Source organism: Burkholderia territorii, from assembly GCF_001718335.1.
GTDB classification, from domain to species: domain Bacteria; phylum Pseudomonadota; class Gammaproteobacteria; order Burkholderiales; family Burkholderiaceae; genus Burkholderia; species Burkholderia territorii.
Genome location: NZ_CP013367.1, coordinates 381071 through 406576, shown reverse-complemented (window position 1 = coordinate 406576; position 25506 = coordinate 381071). Strand labels below are relative to the sequence as shown.

The 25506-nt window shown below is 65.0% G+C and carries 27 protein-coding genes and 1 pseudogene; 11 read left to right on the top strand and 17 right to left on the bottom strand.

All coding sequences use genetic code 11. From position 1 onward, the window contains the following. Window positions 1-100 precede the first annotated feature (100 nt). The gene (gene gcvA / locus WS51_RS28070; protein WP_059504835.1) at window positions 101-979 is read left to right on the top strand and encodes a transcriptional regulator GcvA; all 879 of its coding nucleotides are present in this window, start codon (window positions 101-103) and stop codon (window positions 977-979) included. A 31-nt stretch (window positions 980-1010) separates the two neighbouring features. On the opposite strand, the gene WS51_RS28065 is transcribed toward gcvA, so the two are convergent. The 8 genes from WS51_RS28065 to WS51_RS28030 form a co-directional block, all read right to left on the bottom strand. After that, entirely contained in the window at window positions 1011-1541 is a 531-nt protein-coding gene (locus WS51_RS28065; protein WP_059504837.1) for a GNAT family N-acetyltransferase, read from the bottom strand. A 96-nt stretch (window positions 1542-1637) separates the two neighbouring features. Further along, a complete protein-coding gene (locus tag WS51_RS28060) occupies window positions 1638-2387 on the bottom strand; it encodes an amino acid ABC transporter ATP-binding protein (RefSeq protein WP_059542003.1) in 750 nt (249 codons plus the stop codon). Further along, entirely contained in the window at window positions 2374-3024 is a 651-nt protein-coding gene (locus WS51_RS28055; protein WP_059504842.1) for an amino acid ABC transporter permease, read from the bottom strand. Before WS51_RS28055 ends, WS51_RS28060 begins: the two co-directional genes overlap by 14 nt. Next, window positions 3021-3707 carry an amino acid ABC transporter permease gene (locus WS51_RS28050; protein ID WP_059542004.1) on the bottom strand — a complete coding sequence of 229 codons (687 nt, stop codon included), beginning with the start codon at window positions 3705-3707 and terminating at the stop codon, window positions 3021-3023. The genes WS51_RS28055 and WS51_RS28050 overlap by 4 nt, the downstream gene beginning before the upstream one ends. A gap of 89 nt (window positions 3708-3796) precedes the next feature. Beyond that, the gene (locus tag WS51_RS28045) at window positions 3797-4603 is read right to left on the bottom strand and encodes a transporter substrate-binding domain-containing protein (protein ID WP_059511365.1); all 807 of its coding nucleotides are present in this window, start codon (window positions 4601-4603) and stop codon (window positions 3797-3799) included. A gap of 377 nt (window positions 4604-4980) precedes the next feature. After that, window positions 4981-5301 (bottom strand): DUF4148 domain-containing protein, encoded by a 321-nt coding sequence (locus tag WS51_RS28040; RefSeq protein WP_059542006.1) that lies wholly within the window; start codon window positions 5299-5301, stop codon window positions 4981-4983. A 154-nt stretch (window positions 5302-5455) separates the two neighbouring features. Further along, window positions 5456-6805: an ATP-binding protein gene (locus WS51_RS28035; RefSeq protein WP_059542007.1), complete on the bottom strand. Its 1350-nt coding sequence runs from the start codon at window positions 6803-6805 to the stop codon at window positions 5456-5458. Then, window positions 6805-7467, bottom strand: coding sequence for a response regulator transcription factor (locus tag WS51_RS28030; protein ID WP_059542009.1), 663 nt, complete (start codon window positions 7465-7467; stop codon window positions 6805-6807). The genes WS51_RS28035 and WS51_RS28030 overlap by 1 nt, the downstream gene beginning before the upstream one ends. Before the next feature lie 164 nt (window positions 7468-7631). On the opposite strand from WS51_RS28030, the gene WS51_RS28025 reads away from it, so the two are divergent. The 3 genes and pseudogenes from WS51_RS28025 (at window position 7632) to WS51_RS33010 (ending at window position 8617) form a co-directional block, all read left to right on the top strand. Then, entirely contained in the window at window positions 7632-8006 is a 375-nt protein-coding gene (locus WS51_RS28025) for a cytochrome b562 (protein ID WP_059542012.1), read from the top strand. 43 nt (window positions 8007-8049) lie between these two features. Next, window positions 8050-8259, top strand: a pseudogene (locus tag WS51_RS33015) (cytochrome b/b6 domain-containing protein); the annotation flags it as partial. Between the two features lie 67 nt (window positions 8260-8326). Beyond that, the gene (locus tag WS51_RS33010; protein WP_335645642.1) at window positions 8327-8617 is read left to right on the top strand and encodes a cytochrome b; all 291 of its coding nucleotides are present in this window, start codon (window positions 8327-8329) and stop codon (window positions 8615-8617) included. Window positions 8618-8754: 137 nt separating this feature from the next. Here the strand turns inward: WS51_RS33010 and WS51_RS28015 are convergent, their stop codons facing one another. Next, entirely contained in the window at window positions 8755-9231 is a 477-nt protein-coding gene (locus tag WS51_RS28015; protein ID WP_155623620.1) for a hypothetical protein, read from the bottom strand. 276 nt (window positions 9232-9507) lie between these two features. Between WS51_RS28015 and WS51_RS28010 the strand changes: the two genes are divergently transcribed. Then, window positions 9508-10461: a universal stress protein gene (locus WS51_RS28010; protein WP_069230151.1), complete on the top strand. Its 954-nt coding sequence runs from the start codon at window positions 9508-9510 to the stop codon at window positions 10459-10461. Window positions 10462-10473: 12 nt separating this feature from the next. On the opposite strand, the gene WS51_RS28005 is transcribed toward WS51_RS28010, so the two are convergent. Continuing rightward, window positions 10474-12765, bottom strand: a complete 2292-nt coding sequence (locus tag WS51_RS28005) for a heavy metal translocating P-type ATPase (RefSeq protein WP_069230150.1) — start codon at window positions 12763-12765, stop codon at window positions 10474-10476. A gap of 239 nt (window positions 12766-13004) precedes the next feature. Here WS51_RS28005 and WS51_RS28000 point away from each other — a divergent pair, with 239 nt between their 5' ends. After that, window positions 13005-13622 carry an SNARE-associated domain-containing protein gene (locus WS51_RS28000; protein ID WP_059504858.1) on the top strand — a complete coding sequence of 206 codons (618 nt, stop codon included), beginning with the start codon at window positions 13005-13007 and terminating at the stop codon, window positions 13620-13622. A gap of 50 nt (window positions 13623-13672) precedes the next feature. Here the strand turns inward: WS51_RS28000 and WS51_RS27995 are convergent, their stop codons facing one another. Then, entirely contained in the window at window positions 13673-14626 is a 954-nt protein-coding gene (locus WS51_RS27995) for a cation diffusion facilitator family transporter (RefSeq protein WP_059799257.1), read from the bottom strand. Between the two features lie 262 nt (window positions 14627-14888). Here WS51_RS27995 and WS51_RS27990 point away from each other — a divergent pair, with 262 nt between their 5' ends. Continuing rightward, entirely contained in the window at window positions 14889-15281 is a 393-nt protein-coding gene (locus WS51_RS27990; RefSeq protein WP_059799258.1) for a hypothetical protein, read from the top strand. Between the two features lie 99 nt (window positions 15282-15380). On the opposite strand, the gene WS51_RS27985 is transcribed toward WS51_RS27990, so the two are convergent. Genes WS51_RS27985 through WS51_RS27965 form a run of 5 tightly spaced genes read right to left on the bottom strand, consistent with a single transcriptional unit; the run spans window position 15381 to window position 19055 of the window. After that, a complete protein-coding gene (locus WS51_RS27985; RefSeq protein WP_069230149.1) occupies window positions 15381-16769 on the bottom strand; it encodes an ATP-binding protein in 1389 nt (462 codons plus the stop codon). After that, the gene (locus WS51_RS27980) at window positions 16766-17431 is read right to left on the bottom strand and encodes a response regulator (RefSeq protein ID WP_059504863.1); all 666 of its coding nucleotides are present in this window, start codon (window positions 17429-17431) and stop codon (window positions 16766-16768) included. The genes WS51_RS27985 and WS51_RS27980 overlap by 4 nt, the downstream gene beginning before the upstream one ends. Window positions 17432-17455: 24 nt before the next feature. Then, window positions 17456-18193: a cytochrome b/b6 domain-containing protein gene (locus WS51_RS27975; RefSeq protein ID WP_059541601.1), complete on the bottom strand. Its 738-nt coding sequence runs from the start codon at window positions 18191-18193 to the stop codon at window positions 17456-17458. Next, window positions 18159-18680 (bottom strand): diheme cytochrome c, encoded by a 522-nt coding sequence (locus tag WS51_RS27970; protein ID WP_059504867.1) that lies wholly within the window; start codon window positions 18678-18680, stop codon window positions 18159-18161. Before WS51_RS27970 ends, WS51_RS27975 begins: the two co-directional genes overlap by 35 nt. A gap of 12 nt (window positions 18681-18692) precedes the next feature. Beyond that, window positions 18693-19055: a DUF1924 domain-containing protein gene (locus WS51_RS27965; RefSeq protein ID WP_155633816.1), complete on the bottom strand. Its 363-nt coding sequence runs from the start codon at window positions 19053-19055 to the stop codon at window positions 18693-18695. Window positions 19056-19596: 541 nt separating this feature from the next. Between WS51_RS27965 and WS51_RS27960 the strand changes: the two genes are divergently transcribed. Further along, window positions 19597-20070: a CreA family protein gene (locus WS51_RS27960; protein WP_059505347.1), complete on the top strand. Its 474-nt coding sequence runs from the start codon at window positions 19597-19599 to the stop codon at window positions 20068-20070. A 607-nt stretch (window positions 20071-20677) separates the two neighbouring features. Here WS51_RS27960 and WS51_RS27955 read toward each other — a convergent pair. Then, a complete protein-coding gene (locus tag WS51_RS27955; RefSeq protein ID WP_059504871.1) occupies window positions 20678-21370 on the bottom strand; it encodes a CBS domain-containing protein in 693 nt (230 codons plus the stop codon). Window positions 21371-21720: 350 nt separating this feature from the next. Here WS51_RS27955 and acsA point away from each other — a divergent pair, with 350 nt between their 5' ends. Genes acsA through WS51_RS27940 form a run of 3 tightly spaced genes read left to right on the top strand, consistent with a single transcriptional unit; the run spans window position 21721 to window position 25492 of the window. Further along, complete coding sequence (gene acsA, locus WS51_RS27950) at window positions 21721-23490, top strand: acetate--CoA ligase (protein WP_069230148.1); 1770 nt, start codon at window positions 21721-21723, stop codon at window positions 23488-23490. Beyond that, window positions 23487-24509 carry a pyruvate dehydrogenase (acetyl-transferring) E1 component subunit alpha gene (gene pdhA, locus WS51_RS27945; RefSeq protein WP_069230147.1) on the top strand — a complete coding sequence of 341 codons (1023 nt, stop codon included), beginning with the start codon at window positions 23487-23489 and terminating at the stop codon, window positions 24507-24509. Before acsA ends, pdhA begins: the two co-directional genes overlap by 4 nt. Continuing rightward, entirely contained in the window at window positions 24506-25492 is a 987-nt protein-coding gene (locus tag WS51_RS27940; RefSeq protein WP_069230146.1) for an alpha-ketoacid dehydrogenase subunit beta, read from the top strand. The genes pdhA and WS51_RS27940 overlap by 4 nt, the downstream gene beginning before the upstream one ends. Window positions 25493-25506: the final 14 nt, after the last annotated feature.

Genomic DNA, 25506 nt, shown 5'->3' with positions numbered 1-25506 from the left:
TGCCCTCACTGTAGGCATTCAATTTTTTTTGTTGTAGCGAGAAATTGAATCCGCTTAAATGAAATTTTTCTCAGCACCGTCGTCGCCGACACCCCCGCCGATGCGCAACCGCCTGCCCCCGTTGAACCCGCTTCGCGCGTTCGAGGCCGCCGCCCGGCGTGGCAGCGTATCGGCCGCCGCCGACGAACTGCATGTGACCGCGAGCGCGGTGAGCCACCAGATCCGGATTCTCGAGAGCACGCTCGGCGTCGCCCTATTCGTCAGATCAAAGGCGCGCGTGAAGCTTACGCCCGAAGGCGAAGCGTTGCTGGAGCCGGTCGGCACCGCGTTCGACATCATCGCGAACGCCACCGTCAGGCTCGATTCGCCGGCCGCCGTCGGCGATCTCGTCGTATCAACGCCGCTGTCGCTGACGTCGCGCTGGCTCGCCCGGCACATCGGCGATTTTCTCGAGCGCTATCCGGGCATCCATCTGAAGGTGATTCCGTCGAACGACGAGCGCGAAATCTATTCGCCGGATGTCGATGTCTGCATCCGCTACGGGGAAGGCAACTGGCGCAACCGGCACGTCGAACTGCTCGAGCATCCGGCGCTGTTCCCGGTCGTGAGCCCCGCGCTGATGAACGGGCGCGATGCAATCCGCAAGGTGCAGGATCTCGCGGGGCGCACGCTGTTCTGCGAGCACGCGGGCTCGTGGATGCGCTGGCTGGCCGAAGCGAAGGCCGACCGGCTGCCGGGCATCCGCATCCTCGAGATCGGCAACGCGCACATCGGCGTCGAAGCCGCGGTGCACGGCCAGGGCGTCGCGCTCGGCGACAGCCTGTCGGTGCGCGACGACCTGACCGACGGCACGCTCGTGCGGCCGTTCAGCGAAACGGTGCCGTCACGTCATGCGTACTATTTCGTCACGCGCCACGAGCTGACCGAGACGCCGCTCGTGACCGCGTTCACGGCGTGGCTGCGCGCGCGCCTCGCGTGATGCGCGCGCTCGCTTGCGATCGGGCCGGACATCAGGAAACGAGACTCGCGAAGTCGTCCCACACCATGACGATGTTCTGCGATCGCCAGATCGGCCCCGCGTCGACGTACTCGCCCGCGAACCGGCCGTTCAATGCCTCATAAAACGCGATCGCTGCCGCGTTTCCCTTGACGACACTCAACGCGGCGCCCGGATACCGCAACGCTTTCAGATGCGTTGCGAGTTGCGCGAGCAGCATGCGGCCGATGCCGCGGCGCTTGAAGTCGGGATCGACGTACAGGAACCTGATTTCGCCACGGCCGCCGAAAATCGGCTCCGACGGCGCGCCGGCTGCGCCGATGCCGACGATCGCGCCATCTGTTTCCGCCACGAGCACCAGCTGGTCGCGCTCGTTCGACGCCAGCTTCTCCCGCCATTTCCTGCCGCGATAACGCTCGTCGAGCACGGCATGCGCTTGCGCCGGCGCGAGATCGCGATAGGTATGCCGCCAGACCTTGACGTGAAAATCGGCGATCGCCTGCGCATCGTCGAGGCTGGCGGACCTGATGGATATTCCGGACATGGAGGACTCTCTCGGGCGGCTCGGCACGCGCGGGCGCGGCGCACACGCCGGATTGTCGGTGATCCGGGCGACGATGTCAGCCCTCCGCATGGCCGATCAGCGCGCAACGGCTTCCGTGTTCCGGACGCTGCCCAGAAACCGCGTCAACTCCACCGTCTGCGGCCGCTCGAAGATCTCTTCGGCCGTCCCGCTCTCCCATACCCTGCCCTGATGCATGAAGACGATCCTGTCGCTCACCGCGCGCGCGAAGTTCATCTCGTGCGTGACCATGATCAGCGTCATGTCGTCGCGCGCGAGTTGCTCGACGACGCCCAGCACCTCGCCGACGAGCTCGGGATCGAGCGCGGACGTGATTTCGTCGCACAGCAGCACGCTCGGCTTCATCGCGAGTGCACGCGCAATCGCGACGCGCTGCTGCTGGCCACCGGACAACTGCTCGGGGTACGCGTCGAACTTGTCGCCGAGGCCGACGCGCTCGAGCATCAGTTCCGCGATCGCGCGCGCCTGCTGGCGATGCGTGTTCTTCACGACCGACTGCGCGAGCATCACGTTCTGTCCTGCACTCAGGTGCGGAAACAGGTTGTACTGCTGGAACACCATCCCGACCTTGAGCCGCAGCGCACGCAGGTCCGCGTGCCGGGCGTCGACGCGTTCGCCGTCGATCGAAATCGTGCCGGCGTCGATGCTCTCGAGCCCGTTGAGCGTGCGCAGCAGCGTGCTCTTGCCCGAGCCGCTGCGGCCGATGATCGATACGACCTGCCCGCGCTCGACGGAAAAATCGATGCCCTTGAGCACATGATGGGCGCCGAAGCTCTTTTCGAGACCACGGGTTTCAACGAGCGGCATGCCATCTCCTTTGCAACGTGCGCGCATAACGGGTAAGCGGATAACAGAGCGCGAAATAGATCAGCGCGACGAGGCCATACACGACGAACGGCCGGAACGTCGCGTTCGAGATCGCGATGCCGACCTTCGTCAGCTCGGTGAAGCCGATGATCGATACCAGTGCCGTATCCTTCACGGCCTGCACGCCGAAGCCGACCGTCGGCGCGATCGCGATGCGGGCAGCCTGCGGGAGGATCACGTGACGCAACTGCTCGACGTAGCTCATGGCCAGGCTCGCCGACGCCTCCCATTGCCCTTTCGGCACCGCTTCGACGCAGCCGCGCCAGATCTCCGCGAGATACGCGCTGGTGAAGAACGTGAGCCCTGCCGTGGCCGCGACCCACGGAGGAACGTCGAGCCCGACGAGCGGCAGGCCGAAGAACACGATGAACAGTTGCATCAGCAACGGGGTGCCCTGGAATACCTGGATGTAGAGCTTCGCGGTGCCGCGCAGCACCGTCGAACTCGATACGCGCATCACGAGCAGCCCGAGTCCGACGAGGCCGCCGGACACGAACGACACGATCGACAGCACGATCGTCCAGCGCGCGGCCAGCAGCAGGTTCGCGAGAATCTGCCCGAACGTGAAGTCGATCATCGTGCCCCCCGCACGCGACGCGAGAACAGGCGGCGCCCCATCGTGCCGAGCGCGCCACGCAGCAGCAGCGCCATCGCCAGATACGCGAGCGTGATGACGAAATACGTCTCGAATGCGCGGAAGTTGCGCGACTGGATGTAGCCCGCCGCATAGGTCAGGTCGGCCACCGAGATCTGCGACACGACCGCCGAACCGAGCATCGTGATCACGATCTGGCTCGAAAGCGCGGGAAACACCTTGGCGAGCGCCTGCGGCAGCACGACGTGGCGCAGCATCTGCGCGCGCGACATCGCAAGCGCGGATGCCGCCTCCAGATGCCCGTTCGGGACGGCGGCGACGCCCGCGTGCACGATCTCGACCGAGTACGCGCCGAGATTGAGCGTCATCGCGAGAATAGCGGCCGTGTATTCGCCGATGTGCACGCCGAGCGCGGGCAATCCGAAGAAGATGAAGAACAGCTGGACGACGAACGGCGTATTGCGGATCGCCTCGACGTACGCGCCGATCATCGGCCGCAGCCGCACGGCCGCGGGCGCGTCGGCACTGTACGCGGCCGCGCCGAGCACGCCGATCGCCACGCCGAGCACGGTTGCGACCGCGGTCAGCGTAAGCGTGACCGCCGCGCCGCTCGCGAACACGCCGGCGTATTCGGCGAGCTCGCCGAATTGAAGCTGATAGCTCATGACGATTGAATGAATTCGGGTTCGGACAATGACATTCGCCGCGCCGGCGGCGCCGGCTGCGGCGATCTATCAGGCGACACGGCGATCCTTCACAGGCCGGCCGGCAACGGCTGGCCGAGCCATTTCCTCGACATCGCGCCCAGGGTGCCGTCCTGCTTCGCATGCGCGATCGCATCGTCGATCTTCGCGAGCAGTCGCGGTTCGTTCTTGTTGACGCCGACGAAGCACGGCGAATTCTTGATCACGAACTTGACCTCGGGCCGACGCGGCGGATTCTTCGCGAGGATCGCCGCCGCGACGATGTTGCCGGCGGCGATCAGTTGCACTTGCCCCGACAGGAAGGCCTGGATCGTCGCGTTGTTGTCCTCGAAACGCTTGATCGTCGCATTCGGTGCGAGCTGCGACAGCGCGATCTCCTCGAGCGCGCCGCGCGTGGCGCCGACCGTCTTGCCGGTCAGGTCGGCGGGCGCGCCCACCTTCACGTCCGCGGGCCCGAACACGCCCTGGAAATACGGCGCATACGCGGTCGAGAAATCGATGACCTTCTCGCGCTCCGGCGTCTTGCCGAGCGACGAGATCACCATGTCGACCTTGTTGGTCGTCAGATACGGAATCCGGTTCGCGCTGTTCACGGGCACCAGCTTCAGCTTCACGCCGAGCGATTTGGCGAGCAGCTCGGCCATGTCGATGTCGTAGCCCTGCGGTTGCATGTCCGTGCCGACCGAGCCGAACGGCGGATAATCTTCAGGCACCGCGACGCGCAGCGCGCCGTTTTTCGCAATGGTGTCGAGTGCATCGGCATGGGCCGGCGCGGCAGCGAACAACGCCATCACGGGTGCTGCGATCAGCGCAGCCAGCCAGCTGCGTCGGGGGAACAGTCGAGTCGTCGGGCTCACGGTGAATCTTCCTTGTCTGGTATGTCGTCGGGCAGCGCGCAATCGTTGCGCGGCCGGCAAGACTCCAGCAAAAACCGGGCCATCGTCGTGAAACGCTTGCCGCACCGGCGCGAGACGGAAATTCCGGCGAGCCGCGTTCCTCATTTCGGTGCATGAGCCGGCGCCGAAGGCCACAGTTGCCCTCGCAGTGCGCGCCGGCGCACCAAATTACCTGACTGGTTCACCCCGCGGGATTCGGACGCAGGCGTATGGGACGCACGCCGGTTCCCGCTCGTCGATCCGGAAAGTGCGGGACGTGAACCCGGAAAATGAAATCGAAGTTCGGTCGTCGACAACGGCGGCCGCCGACGCAAGCGTGCATACGTGCGTGAGGGCCGTCAATGATGCGTATACAACCGAGGTGCCACGGCATGACTCTGGACCGCGGCCCCCGAGTCGCCCCCCGCCCCGTATGCAGGCCCATAGCCCGACGCGTCGGCCTGCGGCGCCGATTCCGAAGACCGGATGCGCGCCTCGGCCTGCTGGATCGATTGCGGATAGTGAATGTCCTTTCGGGCCGGGTTGTAACCGGCCTGCTCGACCTGCGTGATCTGGGCGCGGACTTCCGCCCGCGTCAGGCCGCTGCCAGATTGGGCAGCCGATGCGAATGCGGGGATGATGGCCGCCGCCAGCACGATGGTATGGATAGCGAATTTCATGATCTCGACCTCCAGTGAACAGGGTCGGCATCCGAGAACGTCTCGTCTGCCGTAGAGACAGCATGCTCCGCTCAAACTGAAGGCAATGTTAACTTCGCGTTCCGGCACGCATCGCATGTGAAAGACAGGGGCGGAACCGACATCGCCGCTTCGGTCACACCGACGGAGGGAACGTGACGCGCACGCCGAATCCGTTGCCGTTCAAGCCATCGACGTATGTCAGACTCCCGCCGAGTTTGGCCACGATGCGCGCGACAATGGCCAGCCCCAGCCCGCTGCCGCTTTCGTCGTGATCCGCGCCGCGAAAGAAACGATCCTGCAGTCGGGACAGATCTTCATCCGGGACGCCGGGGCCATCGTCCCGTATCTGCAGGTTGATCGCGCCGGCATCCTGCCAAGATGTGATTTCGATGCGCCCTTGTTCGCGACCGTACTTGATTGCGTTATCGACGAGATTGTCGAGCAGCACGCGCACCAGCGTCGACGGTGCATGTGCGATAACCGGACCGCCGACGCCTGAAATCAGCGACATCTGCTTGCGATCCGCTCTCGCCTGGTGGTCGTCGATGCAGGTCTGCACCACGCGCGCGAGATCGACCTCCTCGCCGGGCATCGGAATGGTTTCGTCCAGTCGAGCCAGTGCAAGCAACTGGTCCGCCAGATGGGTGCTTCGGTCTACGCCCTCGACGACGCGTTGCATCGCGCGCCGTTGACGGTCCGGATCGCGTGCGGTGAGCGCGACCTGTGCCTGAACCTTGAGCGCCGCGAGCGGTGTCTTGAGCTCGTGTGCGGCGTCGCTGGTGAATGCGCGCTCGCGATCGAGCGAGCCGCGCAGACGTTGCAGCAACGTGTTCAGTGCGGCAACCAGCGGCCGCACTTCTTCGGGAATGCCCTTCGAATCGATTGCATCGAGGCTGTCGGGCGAACGTGCGTCGATCGCCTCCGACAGCGTCCGTAGCGGCGTCAGGCTGCGCCCGATCGCCAGCCAGATCAACACGGCCAGCACGGGCAACGCGAATGCGAGCGGCCGTGCGACACGGCGCGCCACTTCCGCGGACAGGTCCGACCGATGCGTGCGTTGTTCGAAGATGCGCACGGTACGGCCGCGCACGGCATCGGTCAGCACATACGCGTGCCACTTCGGATTGCCGAACCGGATCGGACTCGATGCGACGGCGGGAAACACCGGCAGATCGAGCGAATCAAGCCCCGGACTGGCGGACAGGATTCGTCCGCCTGCGTCACTGATCTGATACAGCATTCGCGGCGACGCATCGTTGTCGCCATCGTCGTCTTCCCGCGAGCCGAGAACGATGTCCGCGAACACCGGCAGATCGGACGCGTCGAGCGCGACGAACGCTCTTGCGATCTGCTCGAGGCGGGTTTCGTCCCATTCCTCCGCTTCGTGAATCGCCTGGCGATAGCTCGACATCAGCGAGTACGCCCAGACCACCACGATACCCGACAGCACCAGCAAGGTCAGCCGTTGTCGGATCGAGCGCATCACGATGCCTTCTCCACCACGTAGCCGACACCTCGAATCGTGCGAATCAAGTCGGCGCCGAGTTTCTTGCGCAGATTCGACACATGCACTTCGATCGCATTGCTTTCGATTTCCTCGTTCCAGCCATAGAGACTGTCCTGCAGTTGCGCACGCGAGAGCGGGCGGCCCTGATTCGCCAGCAGTTCGACCAGCAATGCGCATTCGCGCGACGTCAACGCGATTCGTTCGGCGCCGCGCGTCACCGTCATCAGCGCGGGATCGATCGACAGGTCGCCATAGTCGATCGTATCGGTGCCGCGGCCCTGCGAGCGTCGCACGAGCGCACGGCATCGGGCAATCAGCTCGGTCAGGTCGAACGGCTTGCCGATGTAGTCGTCGGCGTCCGCGCTCAGGCCGCTCACGCGATCGGCCACGGTGTCGCGCGCGGTCATGACCAGCACCGGCGTATGGTCGCGGCGCTTGCGAAGCCAGTCGAGCAATTCAACTCCCGACATGCGAGGCAGGCCGAGATCAAGCACGACGAGGTCATACGGCGTCGTTTCGAGCGCGAGCTGCGCATGCCTGCCGTCGTGCGCCCAGTCGACCGTCATGCCGGCCTCGATGAGGCCATCCTCCACGCCACTGCCGATCAGCTTGTCGTCTTCCACGAGTAACACCCGCATGGTGTCGTGTTCCTTTTGATCCGGACATGGCGTCCATTGGCGCACGATAACCGCACGCGTGGGCAGCCATCAAGCGGGGCGCGCGAAAATCCGGTCCTTAAGAATCCGTTAACGTCGGCACTCTATGGTCGCGGTCAACGACACTCGCAATCAGATTCACGGCCATGAACCGGCTACCGTTCCGACTCCGTTTTTGCGCAGCGCTGGGCCTGCTGCTTGCCGTGGCTGCCTCGCCGGCCTGCGCCAGCGAGATCAAGACGCTGATGCGAGACATGAGGCACGCGATGCAGGGTGCGATGGACAGCCGGACGATTCCTGAAATGAAAGGCTACGTGACACGGCTCGAAAGCGATGCGCAGCAGGCGAGCCGCCAGCGGTATCGCAATGATCAGCCGACCTATGACGAAGGCATGCGCACATTGCGCGATGAATTGGCCGACGTCGATCGTGCCATCCAGGCCAATGACCTGTCCGCGGCGAAACAGGCGTTGCGGCGAATCAACGGATCGAAAAAACACTATCACGACCTGCTCGGATGATCCGGGCGGGCTGCGCTTTCGCCACTGAACAGGCATTTCCGTCATGAAGACCGTTACCCGCTATCCGCTGTCGATCAGTTTGCTGCACTGGCTGCTGGCCGCCGCGCTGATCGGCAACCTGATCGTCGGCTTGCTGCTGGACGACAATGAAGACCTCGTCAGCCTGCACAAGTCGATCGGCGTGGCCATTCTCGTACTCGTGGCGATTCGCATCGTGAATCGGCTGCGCGTGCGACGCAGGCTCCCGCCGTCGGTCAATCCGACCGGGACGATGAACCATTTTGCGGAACGCGGCGTCCACGGGCTGCTCATATGTGCTGATGGTCGCCATTCCCGTGCTTGGATGGATGAAGCCGAATGCGGCCGGGCACACGGCCAGCTGCTTCGGGCTCTTCTCGCTGCCGACCCTGGTGCCCATGAGCCGCGAACTGTCGCACTGGCTGGGGGAATTGCACGCGCTCACGGCTTACGGGCTGGCCGCGCTGGTGGGTTTGCACGTGCTGGGCGCGGTGGCGCACAAGCTGTTCAAATCCGAGAATGTGCTTCCGCGCATTCTGCCTTTGCCCGCGCGTGGCGCTCGGCAGAGGGTTCCGTCCGCTGACCGGAATTGACCGTCGAGCACGGCGTCACGCGCAGCGCTGTCCGGTCATGCCGTCAAAGTCTGACAAATGACGCGCGGAAGCTGCCCGCGGAATCAGACTGGAAACGAATCCCGGTTTTCAATGCACCACGTCTGCAAAGGGAGTCCTCAGAGAGTGTGTTCGTAATTCAGTCGAACGTGAACCGTGTCGGCGCTGTCGCGCCGTCTGACTGAAAGATCGATGTAATACCGGCCGGCCCACGGCATGTCGAAGTAGTTGCCGTACGTCACCATGCCGTTGACCGTGAACGCCGGCAAACGCTTGATTTGAACCTTCGGCCGGGCCTTGGACGCCGGTGAGGTCATCGTGGCGACGATCATCGCGTCATCGATGCGCGATCCGGTCCTGGCGTCGAGCAGTGCAACCACGAGATGATAGCTGGCCAGCCCCTGCCCGTTCTTCGCATCGCCTGGCACGCCCGCCTCTTGCTGCGGGCGTGAGGCCTTGTCAGCGGGCACGATGCCGAAATGGACGGTCAGGCCGTGCTTCGTGACGCTCCGGACCGACTGATCGGTGGCAGCCACGCACGTTGTTGCGGCGAACAGCATCTGCGCAAGCACGATCAACATTGCCAGCTTTCGCATGATCATTTCTCCAGTCGGGTAGCGACACGCGGTGCGGTTTGCGCAGGCTCGGTGCCTGTCGCGATCAACGCGGCCTCGTTTCAATGCTGCTGCCTGAAGTCGGCCCCCCGCTTGACTCATGTCAACGCGATAGCGGCCATGCGCTCGACGCGATCGGGCCGCCGTCTCGCCCGGCACCGCGAAGACGAACGCAGTTGACGAAGGTCAACCCGGCAGGCACCGACCGTGCGAAAAATGGCCGTGTACAGGACTGTCGCTTGCCATCGGGAGACACTCATGAACACCAGCGCTTCACCCGTCCAGGCAGTCTCCGCTTCCCTGCGGGTGCTGATCGCCATCGACGGGTCCGCCGCATCCGCGCATGCACTCGCGTATGCCAAAGCGTTCCTTCCATCGAACGCAGCAGTGCATATCGTCAGCGTTGCAGATAATCCACGGACAATCGTCCCGCGCGGATCGAGATCCACGGCATTTCTCGAATCGGCTCGCGACGAATTGCTGCGAGACGCATCCGACGCGCTGTCGCGCGCCCGAAGCGCAATCCCGCGCGACGACCTCTCGATCGACACGGAAGTCGTCGATCTGTCGACGCACGGCGGGGATATCGCACATGCGCTGGCCGACTGTGCGCAAGCCTGGCAGGCCGAACTCCTGATCGTCGGCGCACGGCAGCATCATGGCCTGCTCGGATGGATCGAAGGAACGGTTTCCGGCCCGCTCGGCAAGCTCGTCGGCTGCCCGCTGCTCATCGTTCCGGAGGGTTTTGCGTCGGTGGTCGAGCACCTGCCGCGGCGGATGCTGTTCGCTGTCGACGGCAGCCCGATTGCGCTTCACGCATTGCGAACGGGATTGAAATTCTCGCGGCCCGAGACCGAATTTCGTGCGATATACGTGCTCGATCGCCCCACATCGCTGGGTGATTTCGTCCCGGTCGAGACGCTGGAAACGGCGTTGGTCAGCGAAGGCAATCACATCCTGCAAAAGGCCATGGCCCTGCTCGACGGCACACCGGCCGGACACGCGCAGTCGCAGCTGATTCAAACGAATCGCACTGGCACGGACGTGGCTCACCTGATCGTGCACGACGCCATCGAATGGAACGCGGACATGGTCGTCATGGGCACTCATGGGCGGCGCGGCGTCACCGGCTGGCTCGTCGGCAGCGTGGCCGGACGCGTTGCGCGCATCACGAAAACGCCGGTCCTTCTCGTAAGTGCGCCGCATGCGTGATGCGTTTCCCCGTCACGCATCCGCGCCGACGGCGTGGAACAGTTCCTCCTCCTGAGCGCAATGCAGGCGTACGATCGCTTCCAGCCCGTACAGCAGGCGTTGTATCGCCTGCACCTGCACGGCGTTGGTTCCGTCACGCGGCAGGTCCGCGACCATCTGCCTGAGCGATCTGACCATCCTGAAGATCTCGCGGTGCGCGCCGCTCATCGCCGCCAGCGGGTCCTCGCCACCGAGAAGCGGGGCAAGACGCGCGTAGACGTCCCGATCGTCGGCGCGTTCGTGCGGCAGCAGCCGTTCGTCCAGCGCGCCGATCATGTGGGCAAGTTCGGTCGCGATGGCAGCCCTGGATAGTTGCGGCATGCGATCCGCGAGACCCCGGATCTGGTCCAGCAACGGTGACAATGCCGCGTGCTCGCGCTTGAGTTGCTCCACGTCGACGTCTGCCAGCCGGGCGTCCGTCGGCCGCGGGCGAGCCAGCAACACGCGCAATGCGTTGACGATGACGACGACGTCGATGACTTCCTGAATGACCGCACCTGCAATCGGCTGCAGGAATCCGGCTGCCGCAATCGTCATCGCGACGACCGACAGCGACATGCCGGCCACCACGCTCTCGATCGCGATGCGGCGCGATCGTCGTGCGATCCGTATCGCATCCACGAGTCGATCCAGCCGATCGACGAGCAGTACGACGTCGGCAGCTTCGGATGACGCGGCCGCCCCCCGCGCACCCATCGCGATACCGACGTCGGCGGCCGCCAGCGCCGGTGCGTCGTTCACGCCGTCGCCGACCATGATCGTCACGCCTTCCTTGCGTGCGGCCTGAATCGCGGCGAGCTTGTCGGTCGGCGTCTGCTCGGCACGCACGTCGGTGACACCCAGCAACTCGCCGACGGCGCAGGCAATGTCTCGCCGGTCGCCCGTGAGCATGACGAGGCGCTCGATGCCTTCCCGTTTCAACAACCGCAATGCCCTCGGTGTTTCCAGCCGCACCTGGTCGGCCATCCGAATCGCGCCGATCATGACGCCATCGACGCCGACGAATACGGCAGCCCCGCCCTCGTTGCCGACCCGCTTGAGGAACGCGTCGCTCCAGGAGGCGACCGTTGAGCAGGCGCCGACGTACCCGAACTTGCCGATCGCGACGGTCCGGTTGTCGACCCGGCCTGTCACGCCCTCGCCCGCCGTCTCCACGATTGCCGACGGCGGCGACAGATCGATCCGGCGTTCCCGCGCGGCGACTGTCAGTGCATCCGAAATGACGTGTCCCGAAGCCTGGGCCAATGACGCCGCGAAACGCAGCACATCGTCCGTTTCGAAGCCCGCGCCGCATTCGATCGCAACGATGCGCGCCCGCCCACCCGTCAGCGTCCCGGTCTTGTCGAAGAACAGGATCGTCGCTTGCGCGAGACGCTCCAGCGCGCCCCCGCCCTTGACGAGGATGCCGCGTTTCGAACAACGCGACATGCCGGACACGATGGCTACCGGCACGGCGAGGATCAACGGGCAAGGCGTGGCCACGACGAGCACGGCGAGTGCGCGCGCGACGTCGCCGGCCAGCAGCCAGGCGATGCCCGCGACGAGCAACGAAGCGAGCACGAAGAATGCCGCGTAGCGATCCGCGAGACGCACGGACGGACTTCGCTCGCGCTGCGCGCGTTCGACCATGCGAACGATGCCGGCAAACGTGCTGTCGCCCGCCGGCGTGCGAGCAACCATTTCGAACGGCGCACCGGCGTTGACCACGCCGCTGCATGCGCTTTCTCCCGCGCATCGCCGCTGGGTGGACGACTCGCCCGTCAGCATGGATTCGTCGAGTTCCGCGTCATCGGTCAGTGTGCCGTCGACCGGCACGAAGTCGCCGCTTCGCACGAGCAGCCTGTCACCGGGGACGATGGTTTCCACGGCAACGGAACGCCATTCATCGTTCTCGAACCGGGTGGCCTGCCGAGGGGCACGGGCGAGCAGCGCGGTCATCTCGCGTTGCGCGCGGTCTTGCGCATACCGCTCCAGCGTCCGCCCGCTCGCCAGCATCAATGCGATGACAGCCGCCGTGAGCGTCTCATCGAGCGCGATCGCCAGCGCGATGGCCAGCCACGCGAGCACATCGATGCCAGCCTGCCCTCTCGCGATGGCCGTGGCGAGCGATACCGTCAACACCAGCAAGACCGGCAGCGTACCGAGCAACCAGATGACCCGCGCGAGTGAAGGCAGACCGAACGCCACGCACATGCCCCCTCCGGCGAGCGTGACGGCCGCGAGAACCAGCAACGCGAGATCGATCGACCAGGGAATTCTCGACATGACGATTTTTCCGAGCGCCGGGCAGGGAGGCGCTCACTGCATCCGGTTCCGACTGAAGATGGCGTGGCATTCAGTCTAGGGAACGTCGCGGTTCGACCGTTGACCTGGGTCAGCACGATCGGCCTGCCGCGCCGCGCCGCGCCGCGCCGGCACGGCGCGCTGCTTGACGTGAGTCAAGCAGCCGCCCCCTTTCATCAGCAAAATTGACAGGTGACACCGGATGCCCTGGAGTCGATATCGTGCTGACGCTGGCTGTACTCTTTCTGCTGATCCTTCTGCTGAATCTCATGCCGGCGTTCGCTCCGCCTACCTGGATGGCGATGTCGTGGGTCGGGTTCAACCTGCCGGACGGCAATCCGTTGATCTTTGCCATCGTGGCGGCAGGCGCGGCAACGACCGGCCGCGTCATTCTGGCGATCTTCGCGCGATCGCTCGTCCGCTCCCGCTGGATGCGGGAATCGGATCGCGAGAATATCGACGTCGCCTCACGCTGGCTGCGAAAGCACCGGACGCTCACCGCCGGCGCGTTCTTCTTCTATGCGTTGAGCCCGCTTCCGTCAAACTATCTGTTCATCGCGTACGGACTTTCCGGGTTGCCGCTCAGGATCATCGCGGCGGCGTTCTTCGTCGGCCGAGCAACCACTTATGCGATCTGGGCGCACCTCGGCCGCTTTGCATCGACCCGGCTCGACCTGGAATCCGGACTCGAAGGCAGCTACCTCGGCGGATACTTCATCGTCACCCAACTGGTGCTGCTCGGGCTCGTGTTCATGTTGATGAAGCTCGACTGGCGCGCACTCTTCAATGAACGTCGGTTGACGTTCCGGCGCGACCATCGTCCGCGGGGTTCCGAATGACGCCGGCATGCGCGACGTGTCGAACGGCCGCGTCGTTTGACCGTTGCTTCCTATCGGCCGCGAATCCCGGACGTGACCTCAACGACACGCTCCCGCTTGCGCGGGTCGACGTGCGTCATCACGTTCAGGACGCGGTGATGCTTCATCACGCGAGCACGCGCATCCACGGCGATGTCGTGTCCTTGCGCAACCGTGAGATCGGCGTCGATGTCGAGATGTACGTCCACGAGGATCAGGTCGCCGGTCTTGCGCGTGCGCAGGTCGTGCACGTCCAGCACACCCGGCGTCGCAATCAGCGTCGCGCGAATCGCCTGCACGTCTTCGGCATCGGCCGCTCGATCCATCAGATCATGCAATGCGTTCCAGCCGAACGTCGCGCCCATTTTCACGATCATCCCGCCGACGATCAGTGCGGCGACAGGATCGAGCAGCGGGTAACCGAACAGGTTGCCGATGATGCCGCAGGCCACCACGAGAGACGACGCGGCATCCGAACGTGCATGCCATGCGTTGGCCACCAGCATGCTCGATTTCACGCGTGTCGCCACGGCAAGCATGTACCGGAACAGGCATTCCTTCGCGGCGAGCGCCACGAGCGCTACCCACAGAGCCGCGACGTGGACGCGCGCGATCGTTTCCGGATGCTCGAGTTTCTGGATGGCGGACCAGAGCATGCCGCCGCCGACCAGCAGCAGGATTGCCGCGAGCGCCAGCGATGCGCCGGTTTCGAAGCGCTGATGGCCGTAAGGATGCTTTTCGTCGACAGGCTTTCGGCTGTGGTGGCCGGCCAGCAGCACGACGAAATCCGCGATCAGGTCGGATAACGAATGAATACCGTCCGCCACGAGCCCCTGCGATCGGGACAGGATGCCGATCACGACCTGGCCGATGCTCAGCGCGAGGTTGACGGCGACGCTCGCCCAAGTGCTTCGGGTGGCTGCGGCGGCCATCGCGGGTGTCGCTTCGGCGACGGTTTCCGAAACGATGTCGGGGTTGGTTGGCATCACGATTCAGGTCACGTTTTCAGGAAGGAAGGATCGGTGAAGACCGGGAAGTCGCCGGCGACCGGAGCGGCCCGCATGGCACGCCTGCACCGGACGCGTTGGCACTGCGACGTGGAATGATGCGTTTCGCGTCTGACAGCTGCATGTTCACGGCATGTATTCGATGGTATTGACGGTCACTCCAGGGTACTTGATCTGCGGCAAAGGATCGACCGCCCGTTTTGCGTACGGTTGAATCCATGCAAACGACCTGGAGACCGTCATGTCCAGAGCAAACAGGTTCACCGCTTCGTGTCTGATCGGCGTCGCGATTGCGATCACGTCCGGCCTGGCCGATGCGCAGCCGCGCCAGCCCGCGAGCGGTCCCGCCGTCGAGTGGGATGGCATGATGTACGGCAGCCAGCTGATGACGCCAGCCGAGCGGAACGAGTACCACGCACGCATGCTCGCCGCGAAATCCGATGCCGAGCGCGAGAAAATTCGCGCGGAGCACCACGCCGAGATGCAGAAGCGCGCGAAGGCGCGCGGCATCAAGCTGCCTGACGTTCCCCCCATGAGACGCATGCATCGCGGACAAGGCATGGGTATGGGCATGGGGCCGGGCTACATGCACGGCCAGCCTGGCGGCCCGGCAAGCGGCGCTGCCGGCCAGTAGTCGCACGATACGGCGTGTTCGGTGACGAACCCGCCATGGCGGCCGCGATCGACCGTTCCCGCGACCTCGTACAGCCTGATCGGTGACGTACATGATCGACTAGCGCGTGGCCGCAGCGGCTTCATCGGCAGCCGGCCACGAAACGGTCACGCGCAATCCGCCAAACGCGGGCGATCGATCCACCTGGATGTCGGCCTCGTGCGCCGCTGCGATCCGCCGTACGATCGACCAGCCGAGGCCGCTTCCGCTCGGTCGGGTGCCGGCCGGCCGAAAGAAGCGTTCGCCCAGTCGGTGCAGATCGTCGTCGCCGATGCCCGGGCCGCTGTCTTCGACACGCAGCACGGTGCGGCCGTCCCGTTGGCCAACCGAAACGGCTATGCGCGCCAGCGGCGGGCTGTAGCGAATCGCGTTATCGACCAGATTGCGCGCCATTGCCGCGAGCAAGGCTTCGTTGCCGCCGACGATACATGGCGATGGCGCATCGAGTTCCAGCTTCTGCTGTCTCCCGATCGACCGTGGCGCGGCCTCCGCGACCACCCCTTTCGCCACGGCCGATACATCGACCGGCGCGCGGTCCGCCAGTGCCCCCGCATCGAGACGGGAAAGCAGCAGGAGCTGGTCCACCAGACGCGCCGCGCGATCGCATCCTTCGAGAACGCCCCGCAACGCGTGCCGGCGTCGCTCGTCATCGCGCTCGGCCAATGCGACCTGCGCTTGTGCCTTGACGGCCGCGATCGGCGTGCGCAACTCGTGCGCGGCATCGGCCGTGAATCGGCGCTCCGCGTCCATCACGGTGCGAATCCGCGCGAACAGGCCGTTCAGCGCATCCAGCATCGGCCGCATCTCGAGCGGCGTCCGCTCCAGCCGAATCGTATCGAGCGCCTGCGGATTCCGCTTCGCCAGCGCTCGCCCGAAGTCGCGCAGCGGTGCCGTGCCGCGGCGAACCGCCCAGCCGATGGCCAGCACCAGCAACGGCAACGCAGCCGCCATTGGCCAGAACGCGCTGCGCATCACGCCGCCGAGGATCGATTTGCGAGAATCGATTCGTTCACCGACGAACACCTGAACGTCGTCGCGCATCCCGTGCACCACAAATACCCGCCACGCATTCCCGTCGATCACGACGGTCCAGAAGCCGGAAGCCCGATCGCGCCCGGTCAACTCCGGCGCCACCATCGGCCTGGACGGCGCGTTTTCGGAATGCAGGCCGAGCCGGCCTTCATGGAATACCTGAAAGGCCACGCGGGGCCCGTATGGATGCAGGATCGGCGCGTCGATCGCATTGTCGTCGTCGTCCGGCCCGCGTGCCTGCTGCGCGACAAGCAGTGCCGCCGCCTGCGCGAGGTGCCCGTCGAGCAACCGGTCGATCTCGCGCCGCGCATCGAGCCAGGTTAGCATCAGCGTCGATAGCCAGACACCGAGGACCACGGCCGGCACGAGCGTCAGCAGCCGACCATGCAGCGAGCGCGCGGGCTGCACGGCTTTCATGCAGCGTCCCGCATCAGCAGGTACCCCACGCCGCGCACCGTCCGGATCAGCTCGCTGCCGAGCTTCGCACGCAAGCGATGGACGTGCACCTCGACGGCATTGCTCTCCACCTCTTGCCCCCAGCTGTACAGATACTGCTCGATCTGCTCGCGCGACAGGACCCGGCCGGCATTCAGCATCAGGATGTGCAGCAGGTCGAACTCGCGCGTGGACAGCGCGACGGCCACGCCGGCGCGGCGCGCGGTGCGCGATGCGGGTTCCAGCTCGACGTCCTGGGCCTGAAGCCGCTCGGTCGGCCGGCCGTGGGCGCGCCGGACCAGCGCGCGCAGGCGCGCGCCGAGCTCGTACAGGTCGACGGGCTTGATCACGTAGTCGTCGGCGCCCACGTCGAGCGCCCTGATGCGGTCGGGCACGGCATCGCGAGCGGTCAGGATCAGGATCGGCAACGCCATGCCGTCGCGACGAATGCGCTGCAGGACATCCATGCCATCCACGAGCGGCAACCCGAGATCGAGGATCGCCGCGGCATGGGCATGCGCGCGCAGTTCGCGCTGGGCAGCGTCGCCGTCGCGCACCCAGTCGACCTGGAATCCTTGCTGGCGCAATCCGGCGCGGATCCCGTCGCCGAGCAGGATGTCGTCTTCAACGAGCAGGATGCGCATGTTCGAGCACTCCGTCCTGGGCCGTCAATCGTCATCCCGGCCCGCCCCGTTCGCGGGGCGGCCGGTGTCCGTCGCAACGGGCCGGTCTGCCAGAGCCGGCTGCGGCGCCGCATGCCACTGCGTCCACCACCAGCCGATCGCGGCCGCCGTCATGACGACTGCAATTCCCCACCAGGCACGCCGGATGCCGTCGATCGGCGCACCGCGCTTGTAGCCGGTCACCATCGCCCGGGCCAGGTTCTCCCGATGCACGACACTGCTGACGAGTACGGCGGCGACATGTACCGCAACGAGCGCGAGCATCACGTTGGCCGCGCCTTCATGGAGATCGCCGAACGATTCGCCGTTTCCGTTGTACGCCGCCCAGCCGGTTATCCCGGTGACGACGGTCATCGCCAGCATGGCGACGATCGCGACCGCGCCGGCCGGATTGTGGCCGACATGGTGCTCCGGCCGGCCTTTCGCGAGGCTCAGCACGTAGCGGAAAACGGCCGCCGGCGAACGCACGAACGACGAGAACCGCGCATGACGCGTGCCGACCACACCCCATACGACGCGAAACGCGACGAGCGCCAGCATCGTGTACCCGAACGCGGTATGCATCAGCCTCCACCGCTCGCTCTCGGCGGTCAGCCACGCGCCGGCAAAGGCGACGACCGTCAGCCAGTGGAATGCGCGAATCGGAGCGTCCCAGACCAGTATCCGTGCGGGACGCGAGCACGCCGGTTCACCGTGAGCTCGGGATGCGGACGAATCGTTCATTGAAATTTCCTTTGTCTGCTTGCGTATGGCATGCGGCGCAATTCGACGGCCGCTTTACCGCCGGGCTGCGCCACACGGATGCGGGAACCTCGTCGTGCGTGGCGGCAAACCATGCCGATCGGGTAATTCGGTCTTCCGGCGGACGGCGGGCCGCCGCGCCCGTCGCCGCGTGTGCCGTCAGCCACGTTTCCAGTTGGCCGATGGTCGTCGGGTCCAGCGTCGCATCGGTGCCGAAGTGGCGATCGAGACCATTCAGGATGCGGCGCCACGACTCGGCAGGCAGTGCCCCGGGCGGATAGGCGACATGGCAGGTTGCGCACTCCTGCTTGTACTTCGGGAGCAACGGAATCGCGATGCCCCGCATTTCGTCTTCGGCCATTGCCGCGCGCGGCAGCAGCGACAGCAGCAGCATCGAGAGCACGCTCGCGCCTGCATGTCGCGGCAGCGCGATCCGGCGCAGAAAGGATGTCGAGTCGACGTTGTTCATGATCGTTCGGCGTCAGGGTTTCAGGCTCATGAGCCAGCTCAGGACATCCGCCTTCTCGGCTGCCGAGCATTCACGCCCGACGACGTCCTTGCAGTTTCTGCGGAACCATTTTTCGGTCCGCGCCGCGTCCGTAAACCGCGCGGGATTGAACGCGGGCGCGAGCGGTTCGATGGTCTTGCCGGTGACGACGTGCCGGCCCGGGCCGGTCGGCGTGCTTCCATGACAGCTTGCGCAACTCCACTCGCGGCCATGCCGGGACGTAAAGAACTGCTGTCCCCGCGCGGGCGCGGCGCTCGTGCCTGCCTGCGTCGTGTAGCCTTCGAGAAGCCGGGCAGGCGTTTCGGCACGGGCACATGCGACGCCGGTAAACAGCATCGAGACAGAAAGGCACGGACAAAGAATCGCGTGACTGGAACGGGATATCCGCATCGTGTTTCTCCTGGGCGATGCGTTCATGTTCGTGCCGGTTCCTTACCGCATTCTTAAGGTTCTGGCGTCCGGTGGTCTCCACGGTGCCGCAGAACGCGCGCAATCGTTGCGAACGAGCGAAATATCCTGGCAGGCCTGCGGCGGCGATACGTCGACACAAACGATTTCCAGTTCGCCAAACGTCTGTGGAGAACGGGCCAGTCATAAAGATTGCCGCGCTATCGCGCCGTGTGCCGTCCCGTCTTTGCGCAGCCCATGCACAGTCCCACAACATCGTACAAATTGGGATCTTCCCGGTGAGCCCGGCCATGCAACGCATGAAACGACCGTCGAAATGCCGTGCTCGAATCTCGTTGAACTTGAAGTCAGGATCCCGCTGCCCGGTCATTCGATCTTGATTCAAGTCAAGCGATCATCCGACGCGCAATCTAGTCTGGTTATCAATCGACCGAGTTACGAAGTCAGCGTAGCGCTACCGATTCCCATGATGATCTATCCTCGAGCAAGCGGGTATATTGCGGCCGCTGTTCTTTCACTCGTTGCCGCCTCAATGTCCGACGCCGAAGAACTGGCGCGCATACCTGCGCATTCCCAACGTTACGGCACCCACATTGGCATTTCCGCGTACGATGATCCCCTGCTCAAGGGAGTGACGTGCTTTGTTTCGGGACCTCATACGGACGGTGACCGACGTGCCGCAGGTGTCACAACCTCGGTGTCTTGTCATCGAGTCGGAACGCTCTCCACAACCGCGCGTGTGCCGCAACAAGCGCAGGTGTTTGACGAATCGGTCGACCCGGTTTTCAGGTCGATACACATCATTCGGATCCTGGATTTGCGGCGTCTGGTCGTGTTGTATTTCTCGTTCACCGAGAGTGACCTGGCGGGAGATCTACCGGGACATGTCGACGTCGTTCGGCTGCCGGTAATTTCGGGAAAGAACGATGCGGCAGGCAAGTGAATCGCGCGCCGGGCTGCGAACCGTCCGACTGCTTTCCCGATCGCTGCAAACCACCGACTCCCGTGACCCGTGGTGACGCCGTGCTGCCGCGGGGGACATGCGCGACATCGTCACCGCGCGCGAGCAAGGCCAAGTCGATTCGCGAGGAATGCGTTTCGCGACACTCCCGAGAATGAGTCGCCGTGCGCCCCGCGGTCCGTGCGCCCCCTCGCGACGGGACCAATCGAATTGTCGGCGATGCAGCGCTTAAGACGCTTCAGGATAGCCTGACCGGACTCGGTCCCGATGATTTGGTACCCGGCAATTCGGGATGCCCGATACATTCGACAAGTGCCCATCTCGATGACGGGCCGCCATCCAGGGCGATCACGCTCGTCATACATGTGCGGGCCTCGTTGAATGACCGGACCCGCACGTGATTGAACGCGCCTGCGTTCTCGACGCGCCTGTGCAAGGTCGGCCGCGCGATGGAGCGCGCGCCGAGCAATACGCTACATACCACTCGACTTGATGCCCTATGTACAAGCGCCGGGAAGCCTTCGCGCAACACCGTGCCGGCACCGAATTTCGTCGACTCGCTGCCGGCAACGCGGACTATTGGGCACTTTCACATCGAGGGAAGCGTAACCGGATAGACAAGGTGACTGATTACCTGTTTCACCCCGGGGACGGTCTGGGCGGCAATGCACACTGCTTTGCGCTCCTCCTCGCTAAAGATCACGCCCCAGAGATGCACCACGCCGTTCCTGACGATCACCTGGCCCCGCGATAGTGTCCAGCGTTGGCCTGACATCGCATTCAGTATCGCGTCGCGTATCTCTTCGTCGGCACGTGGGACGGGCGTCTGTTCGTTGTGTGTATCGCTGGCCAGCGCACGCACGAGATCGGCGCGGCTCACCAGCCCCGTCACCTTGTCGTCCTTGATGACCGGCACGCGCTTGATACGGTACCGCTCCAGCAGATCTGCAATTTCGGACAACGGAGTGTCCTCGCAGACAGTGACGACATCGACACTCATCAGGTCCTTTACCTTCTGCGCGTGCGCTTTTACGTACTCGCTGGCCAGTTCGGTGTTGGATGCAAGAAGCTCCAGCCACCAGGAGCGACGCCTGGCACCGGTGCCGATCTCGACGCGGCGCACAAGGTCGCCCTCGCTGACGATACCAATCAGCCTGCCGTCTGCATCTGCTACCGGAACCGCGCTGATCGCGTGGTCGGCGAGCAGCTTGGCGACCTCATGTACGCTCATCTCCGGCGTCGCGAAAATGACCGAGGTCGTCATCACGTCACGTGCCCACATGAGGATTCTCCTTCGACGCGCTGGCGCGACATCGGCTTGTCTGCGGCGGACGCCGCGCGCGCCCAGATCGACCAACCTACAAGACAAATGCTTCACTCAGAAACACAGAACGAATTTGACCGAAATCAAAAGGCAGGGGATCGTACTCAGATTTAGCCAAATGGCCGTTCAAACAATGTCGCGATAGGTTGGCATCCTTCGTGGCAACTTGCGTCCGAATCCTGTTGTCCACTACGAGTGCGACGCGGCCGAGCCCGATTCGGCACCTGCGGTGCGTTGACGCACATCAACGGAAAACCGCGGGCGGCGACCAGAATGAAGCACGTCCGACCCGACCGGATGGTGTCCGAATGAATGTCCCAGCGATCATCGCCAAAACACCTGCCGACCTGCGCGTCGTGCCGAATCTCGTCGACTACGACGGCGAACGGCGCCGTTTCTCGTGGGCGGCTGCGGCGCGGGAACTCGCCATCGAACCGGGCGGCGGAATCAACATCGGGTGGCAGGCGGTCGACCGCCATTGTGCTGGCCCCGGACGCGACAGGATCGCGCTGCGTTTCCTCGCGCGGAACACCCCATCCCGCGCGATCAGCTACGCCGAACTCGCGACGCTGACCGACCGCTTCTGCAACGTGCTGCGTGGCCTGGGCATCGGCAAGGGCGACCGCCTGTTCATCGTCGCCGGACGCATCCCCGAAATGTATGTCGGCGTGCTCGGCGCGCTCAAGAATGGCACGGTTGTCTCTCCCCTCTATTCCGCGTTCGGGCCGGAGCCGATCGCCACCCGCGTGAATCTCGGCGCGGGAACGGTGCTGCTCACGACCGATTCGATCTTCGAACGCAAGATTGCCCCGTGGCGCGAACGCATGCCGGGGCTGAAGCATGTCCTGCTCGTCGCGGACGTACCCGGCACGGCGACGGCCGTACCCGGCACCCACGATCTCGCATCGCTGATGGCCAGTGCGGCAGACACATGCCGCTACGAACCGACGTTCCCGGAAGACATGGCGCTGCTGCACTTCACGAGCGGCACCACGGGCACGCCGAAAGGCGCCGTCCACGTGCATGCGGCGGCGCTCACGCACTGGGTCACCGGGCGGTATGCGCTCGACCTTCATGCGGACGACAACTTCTGGTGCACGGCCGACCCCGGCTGGGTCACAGGTACCTCGTACGGGATCATCGCGCCGCTGCTGCATGGCGTGACCTCCATCGTCGACCGCGAGGAATTCGATGTCGAGCGCTGGTACGGCATCCTCGAGGACGAGCACGTATCCGTGTGGTACACCGCGCCGACCGCCGTGCGGATGCTGATGCGAGCCGGCCCCGGGATCGCAGCGCAGCACGCGTTCCCGGACCTGCGTTTCATCGCCAGCGTCGGCGAGCCGTTGAACCCGGAAGCCGTCTGGTGGGGAAAGGCAGTGCTGGGACTGCCGATTCACGACAACTGGTGGCAGACGGAAACCGGCGGGATCATGATCGCGAATACACCCGCGTTCGACATCAAGCCCGGGTCGATGGGAAGGCCACTGCCCGGCGTGGATGCGGTGATCGTGAAGCGCGACGCCAGTGGCGGCGTGCAACGCGTCGACGAGCCTGGCATCGAGGGCGAACTCGCGCTCCGGCGCGGCTGGCCGTCCATGTTTCGCGGCTACCTGAACGAAGACGCACGCTATCGCAAATGCTTCGTCGGCGACTGGTATCTGACCGGTGATCTCGCCAGGCGGGATGCCGACGGCTACTACTGGTTCGTCGGGCGGGCCGACGACGTCATCAAGTCGGCCGGCCACCTGATCGGGCCGTACGAGGTGGAAAGCGTGTTGATGGCGCATCCTGCGGTCGCGGAGGCGGCGGTCATCGGCAAGCCTGACCCGGTCGTCGGCGAATCGATCAAGGCATTCGTCGTGCTGAACCAGGGCCAGCGCGCCGACGAGGCACTCGGGAAGGCGCTGCTCGCCCACGCGAGAAAGCGCCTGGGCGCGGCGGTCGCGCCCAAGGAAATTGCGTTCGTCGACCAACTCCCGCACACTCGCAGCGGCAAGATCATGCGGCGCCTGCTGAAGGCTCGCGAGTTGGGGATGGCGGAAGGCGACACGTCGACACTCGAGAGCGGCGCATGAGCCCCGTCGACCACCCTCCTCCGCTTCCGCCGTCAGGCCCCGTGCCCTATCCGGCGGATCTGGCGTTCGCGCTGCTGCGCGACATGTTGCGCGTCCGTCGCCTGGAAGAAAAATGCGCCGAACTCTACGGCGCGGGAAAGATTCGCGGCTTTCTTCACCTGTATATCGGCGAGGAAGCCACCGGCATCGGCGCCCTGCATGCGCTGACACCCGAGGACAACGTCGTCGCGACCTACCGCGAGCATGCACATGCGCTGGTGCGCGGCATGGACATGGGCGTCCTGATGGCCGAAATGTATGGCAAGCGCGAGGGCTGCGCCCGCGGGCGGGGCGGCTCGATGCACCTGTTCGACCGAAACACCCGGTTGTTCGGCGGGAATGCGATCGTAGGCGGTGGCCTGCCGCTGGCGGTCGGTCTCGCGCTCGCCGAAAGGATGCAGTCGAGCACGCGCGTCACCGCATGTTTCTTCGGTGACGGCGCGGTTGCCGAAGGGGCATTTCACGAGTCGATGAATCTCGCGGCGCTCTGGCGACTGCCCGTGCTGTTCTGCTGCGAAAACAACCTGTACGCGATGGGCACGGCTCTCGAACGATACGAATCCCGAACGGATCTGTGCGCCAAAGCCGCCGCCTACGACATGCGGGTGAGCTCGACCGACGGCATGGACGTCGTGGCCGTGCACGACGCCGCAAAGGAGGCTGTTGCCTATGTGAGAGGCGGCGCCGGCCCGATGTTCCTCGAGCTTCGGACGTATCGTTTCCGCGCGCATTCGATGTATGACGCCGAGCTCTACCGGGAAAAGGCGGAGGTCGACGCATGGAAGACCTGCGGCCCGATCCACACGTTCACCGCAAGGCTCAAGGCCGAAGGCAAGCTGACGGAGGATGCGTTCGCTGCGCTCGCTGCCGACGTCGAAGCTGAAGTCGCCCGTGCGGTCGCGTTTGCCGATGGCGCGGGATGGGAGCCGGTCGAAGCGCTCGCCAACGACGTCTACACGGCGACGGGAGACCCGCGATGAGCCGCCGTCTGACTTATCGCGAGGCGCTGCGCGAGGCGCTGCGCGAGGCACTGCGCGACGCGCTGTCCAGGGACTCCCGTGTGTTCCTGATGGGCGAGGACGTCGGGCGCTATGGCGGCAGCTACGCGGTGTCGGCCGGGCTGCTCGACATGTTCGGGCCCGAACGCGTACGCGACACGCCGCTGTCGGAACTCGCGTTTACGGGGGCAGGCATCGGCGCGGCGCTGGGTGGCATGCGGCCGATCGTCGAAATCATGACTGTGAACTTCAGCCTGCTCGCGCTCGATCAAATCGTCAATACCGCCGCGCTGTACCACCACATGTCCGGCGGGCAATTCTCGGTGCCGCTGGTCGTCCGCATGGCGACGGGCGCTGGCCGTCAGGTCGCCGCGCAGCACTCGCACAGTTTCGAAGGCTGGTACGCGGGCATTCCGGGCATCAAGGTGCTCGCGCCGGCGACCGTCGAGGATGCGCGCCACATGCTGGCGCCGGCACTGGCCGATCCGGACCCGGTGCTGATCTTCGAACACGCGGGGCTCTACAACATGGAAGGAGACCTGCCGGACCTCGACGGTGTCGACATTCGTACCGCGAAAGTCCGCCGCGCGGGCAAGGACGTCACCATCCTCGCGTACGGCGGCTCGCTGCCGAAGGCGCTCGATGCGGCCGAGACGCTTGCCGGCGGCGGCATCTCCGCCGAAGTGGTCGACCTGCGCGTGCTGCGGCCGCTCGACGACGCGACGATCATCGCGTCGGTAACGAAGTGCAGGCGCGTGGTGGTCGTCGACGAGTGCTGGCGCAGCGCCAGCGTCGCCGCGGAGATCATCGCGCGCATCGTCGAGCAGGCATTCTACGAGCTCGATGCGCCGCCGGCGCGCGTGTGCGCCGAGGATGTGCCGATTCCTTACGCCCGGCACATGGAAGACGCGGCATTACCCCAAGTCGACAAGATCGTCACCGCGGTGAAACAATTGCTTTCGTGATTGCTGACCGACTC